The 13,530-nt window shown below is 43.6% G+C and carries 14 protein-coding genes, 1 rRNA gene and 1 pseudogene; 1 reads left to right on the top strand and 15 read right to left on the bottom strand.

The window, feature by feature from the left end; genetic code table 11:
* Positions 1-5: 5 nt before the first annotated feature.
* The 3 genes from CEF21_RS01835 to metG form a co-directional block, all read right to left on the bottom strand.
* Positions 6-1,232 carry a G5 and 3D domain-containing protein gene (locus CEF21_RS01835; protein WP_123919907.1) on the bottom strand — a complete coding sequence of 409 codons (1,227 nt, stop codon included), beginning with the start codon at positions 1,230-1,232 and terminating at the stop codon, positions 6-8.
* A 248-nt stretch (positions 1,233-1,480) separates the two neighbouring features.
* On the bottom strand, positions 1,481-2,248 hold the full coding sequence (locus tag CEF21_RS01830) for a TatD family hydrolase (RefSeq protein WP_123913151.1): 768 nt from the start codon (positions 2,246-2,248) through the stop codon (positions 1,481-1,483).
* Positions 2,249-2,582: 334 nt separating this feature from the next.
* On the bottom strand, positions 2,583-4,562 hold the full coding sequence (metG, locus tag CEF21_RS01825; RefSeq protein ID WP_123913150.1) for a methionine--tRNA ligase: 1,980 nt from the start codon (positions 4,560-4,562) through the stop codon (positions 2,583-2,585).
* 500 nt (positions 4,563-5,062) lie between these two features.
* Here metG and CEF21_RS01820 point away from each other — a divergent pair, with 500 nt between their 5' ends.
* Positions 5,063-5,344, top strand: coding sequence for a transition state genes transcriptional regulator AbrB (locus CEF21_RS01820; protein ID WP_035412587.1), 282 nt, complete (start codon positions 5,063-5,065; stop codon positions 5,342-5,344).
* 47 nt (positions 5,345-5,391) lie between these two features.
* Here the strand turns inward: CEF21_RS01820 and rsmI are convergent, their stop codons facing one another.
* The 12 genes and pseudogenes from rsmI to rrf form a co-directional block, all read right to left on the bottom strand.
* Positions 5,392-6,276: a 16S rRNA (cytidine(1402)-2'-O)-methyltransferase gene (rsmI, locus tag CEF21_RS01815; RefSeq protein ID WP_241156746.1), complete on the bottom strand. Its 885-nt coding sequence runs from the start codon at positions 6,274-6,276 to the stop codon at positions 5,392-5,394.
* A gap of 25 nt (positions 6,277-6,301) precedes the next feature.
* Positions 6,302-6,550, bottom strand: a pseudogene (locus CEF21_RS01810) (GIY-YIG nuclease family protein); the annotation flags it as partial.
* On the bottom strand, positions 6,537-7,277 hold the full coding sequence (locus CEF21_RS01805; protein WP_123919905.1) for a tRNA1(Val) (adenine(37)-N6)-methyltransferase: 741 nt from the start codon (positions 7,275-7,277) through the stop codon (positions 6,537-6,539). The pseudogene CEF21_RS01810 and the gene CEF21_RS01805, both read right to left, overlap by 14 nt.
* A 74-nt stretch (positions 7,278-7,351) precedes the next feature.
* Positions 7,352-7,717, bottom strand: coding sequence for a DNA replication initiation control protein YabA (gene yabA, locus CEF21_RS01800; protein ID WP_123913147.1), 366 nt, complete (start codon positions 7,715-7,717; stop codon positions 7,352-7,354).
* Between the two features lie 10 nt (positions 7,718-7,727).
* Positions 7,728-8,555, bottom strand: a complete 828-nt coding sequence (gene ricT / locus CEF21_RS01795; RefSeq protein ID WP_123913146.1) for a competence/sporulation regulator complex protein RicT — start codon at positions 8,553-8,555, stop codon at positions 7,728-7,730.
* 2 nt (positions 8,556-8,557) lie between these two features.
* A complete protein-coding gene (gene holB / locus CEF21_RS01790) occupies positions 8,558-9,550 on the bottom strand; it encodes a DNA polymerase III subunit delta' (protein WP_123913145.1) in 993 nt (330 codons plus the stop codon).
* A gap of 13 nt (positions 9,551-9,563) precedes the next feature.
* A complete protein-coding gene (locus CEF21_RS01785) occupies positions 9,564-10,004 on the bottom strand; it encodes a YaaR family protein (RefSeq protein WP_123913144.1) in 441 nt (146 codons plus the stop codon).
* A gap of 10 nt (positions 10,005-10,014) precedes the next feature.
* Positions 10,015-10,344, bottom strand: a complete 330-nt coding sequence (locus tag CEF21_RS01780) for a cyclic-di-AMP receptor (RefSeq protein ID WP_123913143.1) — start codon at positions 10,342-10,344, stop codon at positions 10,015-10,017.
* Between the two features lie 18 nt (positions 10,345-10,362).
* Positions 10,363-10,992: a dTMP kinase gene (gene tmk / locus CEF21_RS01775; protein WP_123913142.1), complete on the bottom strand. Its 630-nt coding sequence runs from the start codon at positions 10,990-10,992 to the stop codon at positions 10,363-10,365.
* Between the two features lie 5 nt (positions 10,993-10,997).
* Complete coding sequence (locus CEF21_RS01770) at positions 10,998-12,419, bottom strand: aminotransferase class I/II-fold pyridoxal phosphate-dependent enzyme (RefSeq protein ID WP_123919903.1); 1,422 nt, start codon at positions 12,417-12,419, stop codon at positions 10,998-11,000.
* A gap of 125 nt (positions 12,420-12,544) precedes the next feature.
* On the bottom strand, positions 12,545-12,748 hold the full coding sequence (locus CEF21_RS01765; RefSeq protein ID WP_164462063.1) for a sigma factor G inhibitor Gin: 204 nt from the start codon (positions 12,746-12,748) through the stop codon (positions 12,545-12,547).
* A 658-nt stretch (positions 12,749-13,406) separates the two neighbouring features.
* Positions 13,407-13,522, bottom strand: a 5S ribosomal RNA gene (gene rrf, locus CEF21_RS01760).
* Between the last annotated feature and the right edge of the window lie 8 nt (positions 13,523-13,530).

Here is a 13,530-nt window from a genome sequence, read left to right as displayed (position 1 = left end):
TATAGTTAATCGAGGATTTTTATTTTCACCCGTCTGTTGCCCCATTTCATTGCTGAAGACTGGTCTGGGAAAAACACGTCAATTTTGTTGCCGTTGATGGCTGAGCCCGTATCGGCTGCTACTGCATACCCATAGCCCTCCACATAAACTTTCGTTCCAAGAGGAATTACGTCCGGGTCCACTGCAATTACTTTCGCATCAGGATTTGCTTTTAAATTGACTCCTGTTGCAGTACGGCCGGAACAGCCGCTGCAGCTTGCCGTATAGGCAGTAGAACTCACGTACATTTCTTTTGAAACCGAGTCATTATTTCTGGACGCTATCGCTGCTTTAGGTGCGCTTGACGCAGGTTTGCTCGCAACCGGAGCTGCTTTTCGCGCTTTCGTTCCCACAGCTACAATGCGGTCCTTGCTTTCTTTCACCATTTCTTCCTTTACCGCTCTGCGGGATATCACTTTCCCGTTTTCCTTCACAACGGCAAAATGAATTTTCCTGGATCCTTTTTCGCCTTCTTCAACGACTTTTTGCTTTCCGCGTTCCAAATTGCTGTCATTTTTCTTAACAACAGCAAAATCAAGCGGTTCTTCCACTACATCGGTGACTTTTTCTACGCGTTTAACCGTTACAGCATCATTTGCCTGCAACGTATCATCTAATCTTGGCTCAACTTTATCTGATGGATTGAGTCTAATCTTCTGGTTCTTCAAAAAGTCAGCGACCGTAGTCGAAGTGGTCCAAACCTTTTTCTCTTTGCCGCCTACATTCATGGTCAGCTCGAAAGCACGGTTGATGGAGAGGGATAGCTGATCCGTAATCTTTGTATCTGGAGCCGGTCTGATCTGATCATGACTGGATAGTTTAATGCCTTCTTCTTTCAGCATTCCGTCTACCGTATCAGCGGTGGTCCAAACCGTCTTTTCATTGCCATTGTCATCTAATCGAACCGGCAGGGCTGATTCGTAGACAATGTTCATACTGCTGTCTAATTTCGTGTTCTCCGAATGGGAAAGCTGGTCTTGATCGCGCACATCTATATCTAATTCTGAAAATAAATCTCCTACGGTGTCTGCGTGCGTTCTAATCTTCTCCTCATTTCCGTTCACAGAAACAGTAATTTCATCTTTCGTTCCCTCGTATGTACCGAAAGCAGTGCCTGTTCCCATTACTAGCAAACTAGTAGCGGAGAGGATGAGTTTGTTTTTACTCATCTTTTCGGAAAACAGCTTTTTCAAGGTTTCTATCACTATGAAAAACGCCTCCTTATCCTCCGAGTGATTATATAGAGTATCACTCAGACTGTCAACCCTCACCACATTTTTCTATATTTTCTAGCCGCAGTCCCTATTATGCTAAGAAAATACTGAAAAAGGAAGGAAAAGTTGTCGACACGGTTATCCTATGCACGAGCTCGGGCATGTAGAACTTTTTTGAATTTGCGAAAAAAAAGACAGCATTCCCCACCATTCGATGGGGTTTGCTGTCAGCTGATGCCGAAACATTTCTTTGCGTTTTCGGTTGTTATTCGAGCGATTTCTTCATATGTCATTCCTCTTAACTCTGCAATCTGTTCCGCTACATATTTTACATAGCCTGGCTCGTTCCGCTTTCCTCTGTACGGATGCGGAGTCAGGTAGGGACAGTCCGTTTCAATCAGCAGACGGTCAAGCGGAATATCGGCTGCAGTCTCTTTCGGTTTTTTTGCATTTTTGAATGTGACAGGTCCGCCTAATGAAATATAAAAATTCATATCTATGCACTCTTTTGCCGTTTCCGGACTCCCCGTAAAGCAATGCATGATTCCACCGACTTCATCCGCGCCTTCTTCTTTTAGAATTTCCATTACATCTGCTGTTGCATCACGGTTATGGATGATAATCGGGAGCTTCACTTCTTTAGCCAGAGCGATTTGCTTTCTGAACACTTCTTTTTGAATATCCTTTGGAGATTTATCCCAATGATAGTCGAGCCCCATTTCACCAATTGCGACAACTTTCGGATGGGCAGCAAGCTCTTTAATCCAGAGAAGATCTTCGTCTTTCATATCAATTGCATCTACGGGATGCCACCCGACGGCTGCATAAATAAACTCGTATTTTTCTGTCAGCTCCATCGCTCTTGTAATCGTTTCGGTATCAAATCCGACCACGACAATTTTTTCTACGCCTTCTTCTTTTGCCCTGTCAATGACCTCTTCCAGATCTTCTTCGTACTGTACAGCGTTTAAGTGTGCATGCGTATCAAATAACATGTTTACGTCCCCTTTCTTTCCGCTTTTTTTATCATAACTCTCATCTGCTTTTTTTAACAAAAAGCTCTGTTAAACTTGGCTGGTGATTTCCGTTGCAGGCGCTCGCCTTCCACTCCAATCAACAGGTGTTAAAAATCAACATCAGGCTTCAACAGAGCCTAACAAAAAGTAAATCCTTTGTTTTTTCATTGGAGGCCGTGGCTTTTTATGCGCTCTGCTTTAAAAGCATCCGTTAAAACATTTCGCTTTAACAAATCCTAACAAAAAAAGAGGCGTTCCACCAAAATGTTACACGTGGAACACCTCTTTCGACAAATTGTATGCTTTCGGAGACTTATTTGATTTTGGTTCCGTTCGGCAAGGTTTGATCTACTGTTGCAAGAGATAGGACTCCATCATGATCTCCGGCAAGAATCATTCCCTGTGAAAGTTCTCCTCTAAGCTTGACCGGTTTAAGATTAGTCACGCAGATGACTTTTTTGCCTGTTAAATCTTCCGGTGTATAATGCTTAGCAATTCCGGATACGACTTGTCTTTTTTCTGTGCCAAGATCGAGCTGCAGCTTTAAAAGCTTGTCTGCTTTTTTTACCGGCTCAGCGTGAATGACTTCTGCTACGCGAAGCTCCACTTTAAAGAAATCGTCTACTGTAATTTCATCCGCTTCTTCTGCTTTTTCTTCTTTTGGTTCTTCAGGAACCGGAGTTCCCCCGGACATTTGTGATTTGATGTACTCCACTTCTTCTTTCATATCAAGACGAGGGAAAATTGGATCTCCCTTTTGCACGGTAACATCTTTGAGATGACCAAAAGTCTGCAGGCTTTCCCACTGGGTTAAAGACTCATCTTTTATTCCAAGCTGGGAGAAAATTTTTGCAGGAGTTTCTGTTAGAAACGGCTGGAGAAGAATAGCCGTTCTTCTTAAAGACTCAGCAAGATGATGCATAACGGATCCAAGATCCCCTTTTTTCGCTTCATCTTTGGCTAGAGCCCAAGGCTGTGTTTCATCAATGTACTTGTTTGTCCGGCTAACGAGCTGCCAAACGGAAGCAAGAGCAACGGAGAATTCCATTTTTTCCATCGCTTCTTCATATCGTTCTGCCGCCGTTCTGTTCATTTCTTCAAGGGTACGGTCAAATTCTGTTACAGATCCCTGATAAGCAGGAATATGACCTTCGAAGTATTTGTCGATCATCGCCACTGTCCGATTTAATAAGTTGCCTAAATCATTCGCCAAATCGTAATTGACCCTCTCAACAAATCCTTCTGGCGTAAAGACACCATCAGAGCCGAACGGCACTTCGCGAAGCAAATAATAGCGCAGGGCATCCAGTCCGTACCGGTCAATCAGGGTAACAGGATCGACTACATTCCCTTTGGATTTCGACATTTTTCCGTCTTTCATCAAAAGCCATCCGTGTGCAAATACTTTCTTTGGCAGAGGAAGATCGAGAGCCATCAGCATGATCGGCCAATAGATCGTATGGAAGCGGACAATTTCTTTACTCATCAAATGAACATCCGCCGGCCAATAGGTACGGTATTTCTCATCCTGATCGGTTCCATATCCCAAAGCGGTAATGTAATTGGACAATGCATCGATCCAAACATAAACTACGTGCTTCGGATCTCCCGGAACTTTTACTCCCCAATCAAAGGATGTTCTGGATACAGCCAGGTCTTCAAGACCCGGTTTGATGAAGTTGTTAATCATTTCATTTTTGCGGGATTCAGGCTGAATGAATTCCGGATTTTCTTCGTAATACCTTAACAGGCGGTCTGCGTATTTTCCTACCCGGAAAAAGTAAGACTGTTCTTTAACCAATTCAACAGGATGTCCGCTGTCCGGGCTTTTCCCGCCGACAATTTTCCCGTCTTCCATGATCGGGTCATCCAGCTGATGTGCCGTGTAGTACGTTTCATCAGGAATTGAATACCAGCCCTCGTATTCGTCCAAATAAATATCTCCCTGATCAAGAAGCTGCTTGAATATTTTTTCGACAACCGTTTTGTGACGGGTTTCCGTTGTACGGATAAAGTCATCATAGGATATATCCATCCGCTTCCACAGGCTTTTAATTCCATCCACAATGCCATCTACGTATTCCTGCGGAGAAACGCCTTTTTCCGCTGCTTTTTGCTGAATTTTTTGTCCGTGTTCATCCGTTCCGGTCAGGTACATGACATCAAATCCGCGCATGCGCTTATATCTTGCCATCGCATCGCCAGCCGTCGTTGTATAGGCATGGCCAATATGTAAATTTCCGCTTGGATAATAAATCGGAGTTGTAATGTAAAACGTCTTTTTGCTTTCCATGAATTCCACTCCTTGCCGTAAATTAGAACAAATGCCCTCGCCCCAAAGGACGAGAGCATGTTTGCTATCTCGCATCTACTCTTTATGATACCATCTTAGCCTTCAATATCAAGAAAATATACCGATGTATGGACAAAAAATTCAGGGGATTCATGAATTATATAATATTGCAGACCATCCAAATGCTGGATTTGTTAAAAATATGTTGAATTTTGTCGAAGGATGTTTATAATTAGGTAACTAGAAAACTATTAGCGGTATAATGTTTTACTGGCTGTTTTCGGTTTATTCCCCTATTTTTTAGGGTATTGTTTTTTACTAAAACCTTGTCACATCAAGCAAATCTAGATAAATTGATTTTGTTTGATAATTATCCGAAACAAAATTATTGACGTAATTTGGAAACACTGTTATGCTTATGAAGCAAATGAATTTTGTCGAATAATGACGAAGTTAATAGAAAAAACGCATATATAGCAAAAACGGGAGGAGAATATTCAATGAAATCTACAGGTATTGTACGTAAAGTTGATGAACTAGGCCGCGTGGTGATTCCGATTGAATTGCGCCGTACACTAGGAATTGCAGAAAAAGATGCTCTTGAAATCTACGTGGATGATGAAAGAATCATTCTTAAAAAATACAAGCCAAACATGACTTGCCACGTGACTGGTGAAGTTTCAGATGACAACATGACATTGGCAAACGGCAAATTGGTGCTAAGCAAAGAAGGCGCTGAGCAGCTGATCCAGGAAATCCAAAACCAATTTCAATCTAAATAAATGAAAAAGTCCCTAAAACAGGGACTTTTTTCTTACCCAAAATTCGATTATTGCTCCTTATGGTACGCATTATATACTTCCCGCTTCGGAATTCCCCGGTCTAATGCCACAGTTCTAATGGCTTCCTTCGATGAAATTCCTTTTTCGATATAGTGTTCAATATGGGTGATTATACCCATATCATTCCACCAAAGATCTTCTTCAAGGCTTTCCTGCTCGTCTGATGATCCTTCTACAATGAGGCAAAACTCTCCTCTAACCTCGTTTGACCTCGCCCACTCATTTGCTTCTGAAAGAGACCCCCGAATGAACTCTTCGAATTTTTTCGTCAACTCCCGGGAAAGAACAACCTGCCGATTCCCTAAAATCTCTTCCATTATAGAAAGTGTATCCTTCAGTCTGTGCGGAGACTCATAAAAAATGATCGTTTCCTGCCGGGATTTCAGCTTCTCCAGCTCTTTTTTCTTTTCTTTCTTCTGGCGGTTTAAAAATCCATAAAAGAAAAAGGGCTGGGGTGTCAGTCCTGAAGCAATCAGAGCCGTTAAAGCCGCATTGGCACCGGGCAGCGGAACGACTGTCAGATTTTCTTCCAGCGCAGCGGCAACCAGTTCGCTACCCGGATCCGAGATGGTGGGCATCCCTGCGTCGCTCACCAAAGCAATGGTTTTCCCTTCATTTAAATAATCAATGATCTTGTATCCGCTGCTTTCTTTATTGTGCTCATGATAGCTTGTTAGAGGTGTATCAATTTCAAAATGATTGCATAGTTTTTTTGTCTGTCTCGTATCCTCTGCAGCAATCAAATCTGCTTCTTTTAAAATACGAATGGCCCTGAATGTCATGTCTTCAAGATTGCCGATCGGCGTCGGGACAAGATACAGCATCCCTTTTTCCGTGTTCTCCCTGAAGCTCTGCTGTGTCTGCATGCTCATTCATCCTTTTCCAGTTAGGAAGATTCTCTTCCAGGTATTTTTCCTTGCTTTTTCTTGACCTTTTTTTAAAGTGATATTCTTCACTCATTGCCTCATTTTTCGTTTCAAAACGAGCAGCGTATAAGAGCTCGACAGGAAGACGGGCTCTCGTGTACTTCGCGCCCTTTCCTTCGTTATGGGTTTTCAGCCGTTTGTATAGGTCATTTGTGTAGCCGGCATAAAAACTGCCGTCCCTGCACCTCAATACATAAAAGCAATGTTCATTCTTCTCCATAAAGGATGGTCCTGACTTCCTTTGTGTATTCATTATGTTCATCATATACAAACAAAGGCGGCAAAATCTTTAAATCGGGCTGTCCGCCCTTTGTTCCTTCTATTAAAAGAGTGTTCGCTTCACGGCCTTTTTTTGGATAAACGAACTGAATCCGTTTTGGTTCAATCTTATAGTGCTTCATCCACTCCGTAATTTCAAGGAGACGGCCCGGCCGGTGAACAAATGCCACTTTTCCGCCGGGTCTGACAAGCTGGCTGCTGACCCGTACCACATCTTCGAGCGTACAATGAATTTCATGCCGGGCGATTGCCAGATGCTCGTTCTCATTTTGCTCCCTTTTTTGAGGCGTTTTAAAATAAGGAGGGTTGCATGTGACGACATCAAATTTTTGATAGCCGAGTCTGGCAGGCATATCTTTAAGATCCCCGTGAATCATTTCAATCTGACCGGATAAGGAATTGTACTCCACACTTCTTTTCCCCATCTGATACAGGCGTTCCTGAATTTCAACTCCTGTAATGCGGGCTTTTGATCGTGTGCTCAGTAAAAGCGGAACTACTGCGTTTCCTGTACATAGGTCAATCACATTCCCCTTCTGGATAGGCATATATGCAAATTTTGAAAGCAGCACGGCATCCAGCGAGAAGGCAAATACGCTTGGACTCTGTATAATCCGGAGATTTTCTGCCAGTAAATAATCCAGTCTCTCATCACCTGTTAATTCCATGTTCATCTATAGTTCCTTTCTGCCTAAATCTAAACAGGAGCTTCCATAAAAAAAGCCCCCAAATAAAAGGGAGGCTACTTTTTATTAAGAAATGACAGACAGAAAAGGCAATCTCCGTCTTTTCTAAGACTGCCGTAATGGACGTTGCAGATATGAAACCCTTCTTGATAAAGCCTTGCCAGGTTATCATACCCTTCACCTATGTCCAAACTGTCTTCGTCATCGTGATCCTGTCCCTTTTTATCATCAGAGTGAGGGCTGCTTTCTTCTGAAGAAGTTTGTTCCAGCCGCCTTCTCAAATTCTGATTTTCCAAAGATAAGGCCTGATTTTCTTCGATCAATTGTGCTATATGCTGTTTTAGCTCACCCAGCTGATTGTATAGGGATCCAATTTGCTCTTCTAAACTGGTCACGGATTCGAAGATTTCTTTTTTCTCCAAACTTTCCACCTCATTCTGTGGATTGCATCGTTACAGCGCCTTCCTGCTGAAGCTCCTCCCAGCTGAATTCGACGACTCCGTCTCTTTCTTTCAGCTGAACCTGCAGGATCCGCTCTAAAATATTCAATCCAACCACTTTGCCTGTTCCAGACGGGGTTTTAATCGTTTCCCCTAAATCCGGCAAAAGCTCTTTAGCGGATTCATATTCATCATTTTCATATTTCAGGCAGCACATCAGGCGGCCGCATAAACCAGAGATTTTGGTTGGATTCAGGGAAAGGTTTTGATCCTTCGCCATTTTTATGCTTACCGGCTCAAAATCTCCTAAAAATGTAGAACAGCAAAGCATTCTTCCGCACGGACCGATTCCGCCGAGCATTTTTGCTTCGTCCCGTACTCCGATTTGCCTGAGCTCAATCCTCGTTTTGAAAATCGAAGCCAAATCTTTTACGAGCTCCCGGAAATCAACTCGCCCATCCGCCGTAAAGTAAAAAATAACCTTATTGCGGTCAAATGTATATTCGACATCGACAAGCTTCATATCAAGTCCATGTTCGGTTACTTTTTGCTGGCACGTTTCATATGCCTTCAAGGCAGCATCGTGATTTTCTTCTACAAGCATCCGATCTCTTTGATCCGCCACTCGAAGGACCTTTTTAAGCGGAAGCACAACATCATGCTCGTCCACTTTTTTACTGGAAACGACAATTTTTCCGAACTCTACACCCCGAACGGTTTCTACGATCACACAATCGTTCTCATTTATATCAAACCCATTTGGGTCGAAATAATATATCTTACCGGCTTTTTTGAACCGGACACCTACTACATCATACAAAATTATCCCTCCTGCAACGTTAAAACCAGCTGCTCCATCAAAAGCTGCGGGTTCGCATTTGAATGAAGCTTACGCTTGGTTTCCAATATGCTCAATACCTTCTCTGTTATACGTTGCTGACCTGTTTGAAGGGCCTCTTTCTCCAAGGATTCCTTCATATCTATATAAATAATTGATTCTTCCATCCCCACCTGGATGGAGAGAAGGTCTTTATATAAAAATAATAGCAAGTCCAGACCTTGTTCCTGCTTGTCCTTATCAGAAAAAAAAGGCATCCACATCGTATGCACAAAAACAATGGCCTGTTCTTTTCTAACGGTTAAGGCTTCATACAATTTTATCACTATCGCTCTTGCTTCTGCAAACCAATCATTTCGACTTAATTCGATAGCATCCTCAAGACTGTTCGTCATTTGGGCGGCTGCAGCGGCCATATACCCAATAACTCCCTCTTTTTCAAGCTCCCGGCGTATGATTTGCGCTGGCAGCGGACTAAAAGGAAGCACTTGGCATCTCGACTGAATGGTATTCAAAATCATCTGCACCTGCTCTGTCGTCAGGACAGCAATTGTGTCCTTTCCCGGTTCTTCCAGAAATTTCAGAAGACTGTTTGCCGCATTGGCCGTCATTTTATCAGCCTGCAAAATCATATAAAACTTCTTAGCCGATTCCAGTCCTTTTTTAGAAAACTCTTCCTGGAGGCTTTGAATTTGATGCTTTTTTATGGAAAGTCCATCCGGCTCAATAATATGGAGGTCCGGGTGATTCCCGGAAGCGATTCTCCGGCAGCTGCTGCAGCCTCCGCATGGTGCTGCATCCTTCCTGCTTGTACAGAAAAAGCTTTTTGCGAGGAGAATAGCCGTTTCTTTCTTACCTGTTCCCTTTTTCCCTTCGAACAGGTAAGCATGGGCCAGTCTGTTCTTATTCAGACTATTCTCGAGCAGCTTTAACACTCTCGGCTGATACGATTCGAGCTCTTTCCACGTCCTGTCCATTTTCAATCACTCACTAAATATATAAATTAACCAGCATCCCTTTTATTTCTCCGACGGTTCCAAGGATGTCGATGGCTTTTTTTTCTTTATTCATGATATCTTCCGTCAAACCTGCAAGCTTCTCGTCTATTTTTTCGACTAGTGTAAGAGAACGGCTGTTTCCTTGAAAATCCCAGCTTTTACTCTCTTTTAGCTGCAAGCCGTAATCAACAGCTTCCTGAACAATTTTCTTTACGAGCCCTTTTACTTTTGCCAGGTCCTGAAAATTTCTGGAGCGTGATAAACGCTCCCCGGCTGTCTCAAGTTCCAGAATCATTTGATTCAGCTGGGTGACTTTCATTTGTCCGCTAACCTTTAAAACCTCGCTCTGAAAGCTTCCCCCGGCTGAAGGGGCATCCTGCTTGCGCAAATCCCGTTTATCCGCCGCAATTCGAATATCCTGATTTATTTTCATAGTCGACTCCTCAGAATTGGTGGAACTCATCCACTGGAAGAACAAACACCGTTGCTCCTCCAACTTCCACCTCAACAGGATAGGGTACGTATGAATCCGCATTTCCGCCCATCGGTGAAACTGGTGCTACAAGCTGTTCGCGAGACTGGCAGTTTTCCTTTATAATTTGAAGCGCTTTTTGAACCCTGATTTCTTCGGTCCCAATCATAATCGTCGTGTTGCCTGATTTTAAAAACCCTCCGGAAGTAGCAAGTTTAGTCACCCGGAAATTGTGATCCGTAAGGGATTTAATCAGTTTGCTTGTATCCTGGTCCTGAACAATCGCATAAATCATTTTCATCTTGATTTCCTCCTCGGATTATCGGGATAGTGTAGTTTGAATAAGCGCCCATACTTCCTCTGCTACTTGCTCCGGCGCCTGGTCCGCATTGACCGTCTTGATTCGCTCCGGATACTCCTCTATTAAACGCTGATAGCCTTTTTGAACGTTATGATGAAACTGGAGATCTTCTTGATCGAGCCGGTTTATTTCTCTATTTTCTCCTGCGTAGACCCGTTTCAGCCCTTTTTCGGCATCAATATCAAAATAAATAGTCAAGTCCGGCAGTACACCTTCAATGGCGAAAAGATTAATAGAAAGAACCTCTTCCATTCCTAATTCTCTCGCATACCCCTGGTAAGCAAGGGAACTGTCTAAAAACCGGTCACAAAGAACGACTTTCTCTTCTTTCAGTGCGGGCATCACTTTTTCAACTAAGTGCTGTCTTCTGGCAGCCGCATATAAAAGAGCTTCTGTTCTTGGATCCATTTCGGTATTCTCTATATCTAAAATGACACTGCGAATTTGTTCGGCGATTTTAATGCCGCCGGGTTCACGGGTTGCGACCGTTTCAATCCCCTCATTCTGCAGTTTTTTGTGAATTTCTTTTAATATGGTTGTTTTTCCGGCACCTTCCGGACCTTCAAATGTAATAAAACAGCCTGACAATCTACTCAACCTTTCTTATATACAGCTGCGGTTTGGAAATATCCATTTTGCTTCCCCTGAAACCGTGCTCCGCTTTTTTTCAGCTGAAAAATCCAATGCAGATGCTCTTCACTCATTCTTTCCCCGGCCAGTATGATGGGGATTCCAGGCGGATAAGGGATGATGGGCTCAGCCATCACTCTTCCTTCTGTTTGGTTCAGCGGAATCTCTTCTGTTCCCCTGCCTGACATTTCAGAGTATGACAGGGCAAGTCCTGATGCTGGCAAGGTAGGGAAAGGAATAGGCGGAGTTTCCCGGCGGGAGCCTTCGATTTGCGGCAGTTCTTGTTCCAGACTCCTGCTGCGGAAATTCATCTCTCCAAAATTTAAAACGAGAAGAAAATTCCTTTCATCTGCGAGCTCTCCATAGATTCCATGCCGTTCAAACTGTTCCTGCAGCTCAAAACCAGTAAGCCCTTTTTCAGAGATAATGGATAGTTTCAAAGGATCCTGCACTGCTTTTGGATCCTTCGTCCTTACCGTTCTAATTCCCTCTATAGAATCGAAATACTCATTTATTTTCTTTGCGCCTTCTGCGATTTCCTTAGCTTTTCCTGACACTTTCACCTTTTCCATATACCCCCGTGCGAGGTCCAGTGAAGCCATAATTGGATAGGAAGGACTGCTAGTCTGTATCATGGATAGCATTTTTGCCGTCTTTTCCAAGGAAAGCAGCCGGCTGTTTATATGCAGATAGGACCCCATCGTCATGGCAGGCAGCGTTTTGTGAGCTGATTGGACAACGGCATCTGCCCCGGCTGCAAGCGACGATTCCGGGAATGGAGCACCTGCTCCGAAATGTGCCCCATGTGCTTCATCCACTAATACCGGAATATTAAAAGAGTGGGCAAGGCGAATTGTGCTGGAGAGGTCTGCTGCCACCCCGTAATAACTCGGATTTGTTAGGATCAAAGCCTTTGCGTGAGGATTGGCCTTTATCGCGGCCGCCACGTGCTCCTCTTCTACATAAGAAGGAACCTGCAGGGCCTCATCTATTTTAGGACTTAAAAAGACTGGTGCAGCTTTAGCAAGCTCCAATGCGTTCATTATCGATTTATGGCTATTGCGCTGTACAAGGACGGTGTCCCCTTCTCCGCAGCAGGCGAGAATCATGGCGAGATTACCGGAAGTTGACCCATTAACAAGAAAGAAGGTCTTTTCCGCTCCATATAAAGAAGCAGCAAGGCTCTGCGCCTCCTCAATCACTCCATGGGGATCATGAAGATCGTCCAGCCCGGATAATTCGGTCAGATCGAGCTTCAGTAAATCCTGATAAAAAGAAGCTGCCTCCTTAGGGAATAGCCCGCCGTTTTTATGGCCCGGCACATGAAATGACACCGGATTTTTTTCTTGATGCTTCATAAGCGCTGAAAACAATGGAGTATACATAAGCAATAGGTCCCATCCTTCAAATACGTTATATCCATTATACCAATTTTTGTTCCTTACTTCAGCACCGATTCCGCCGTTATGCAAATCAGGGAGAAAAAAAGAAAAAGACCTTTTTCAGGTCATTAAGAATACAGCGGCGGTGCTTTTACACTTTTTAATTTTTTTACATAATAATCATATCTGGGATCAATGGGATCAGTAGCCACCATTTCTTTCTCACACTCTGTACATATAAAGCTTGTATAGAGATGAATTCCATCTGGCTTGCATTCATCGCAAACAATGCAAGGTTCCCCTTTTGGAATTCCGAATAATTCTCCGCTCATCTTCTCCACCTCCATACTGCTATTTTGCCCAGCGGCGGCAATTTGTATACAAATTTCAGAATTTTTACAGGTTCCGTAATGACCTTCTGCCCTTAATGTATGTAGGCTTTCGCCCATCTGTGTATGTCTCTAAAAGTAAAATTGGCTCTGGGGCGGATTTTTGAGCTGATGATGATGGATACTTCTGTCCGTTTGATTGGACCTCGCTGTCTATGTATGCTTTCAATCTTTACTATGCGTATCAGACAGGATTTCGGGGCCGTCCCCGGACTCGCATCGGCAGACCCCCCGTTTTATAGGAGTCAGTTGTAGATCATTCGCTATTGATCGGCTGACATGACTATATCGGCTACCATTTCGATTTATCGGCCGAAATGAAAATATATCAGCTATTATTCTGTTTTATAGGCCGAAATGGGAAGGATATCGACTTTTCGGCTGGATTCGACCTTCGCAGGATCCTCGTTAAATAATCTCTTTCCCTTCGCAGGGGATTTATGATCGAACATCTTCCTATATGATCGAAACCCTAAAACAGGATCATGGTCTCTCTGTATCGAGTATTCGCCTTACCGCATCCTTCTCCTATCCTTGGCGTATCTTCCGCACCAAAACACAAAAAAGGCCCGCCCCAAGGGGCAAGCCTTTTTTTTCTTGTACCTGGCAATGTCCTACTCTCACAGGGGGAAACCCCCAACTACCATCGGCGCTAAAGAGCTTAACTTCCGTGTTCGGTATGGGAACGGGTGTGACCTCTTTGCCATAATTACCAGATATAAAGT

Source organism: Bacillus sp. FJAT-42376 (genome assembly GCF_003816055.1).
In the GTDB taxonomy this organism is placed as follows: Bacteria; Bacillota; Bacilli; order Bacillales; family Bacillaceae; genus Metabacillus_B.
This window is presented reverse-complemented; position numbering and strand designations above follow the sequence as displayed.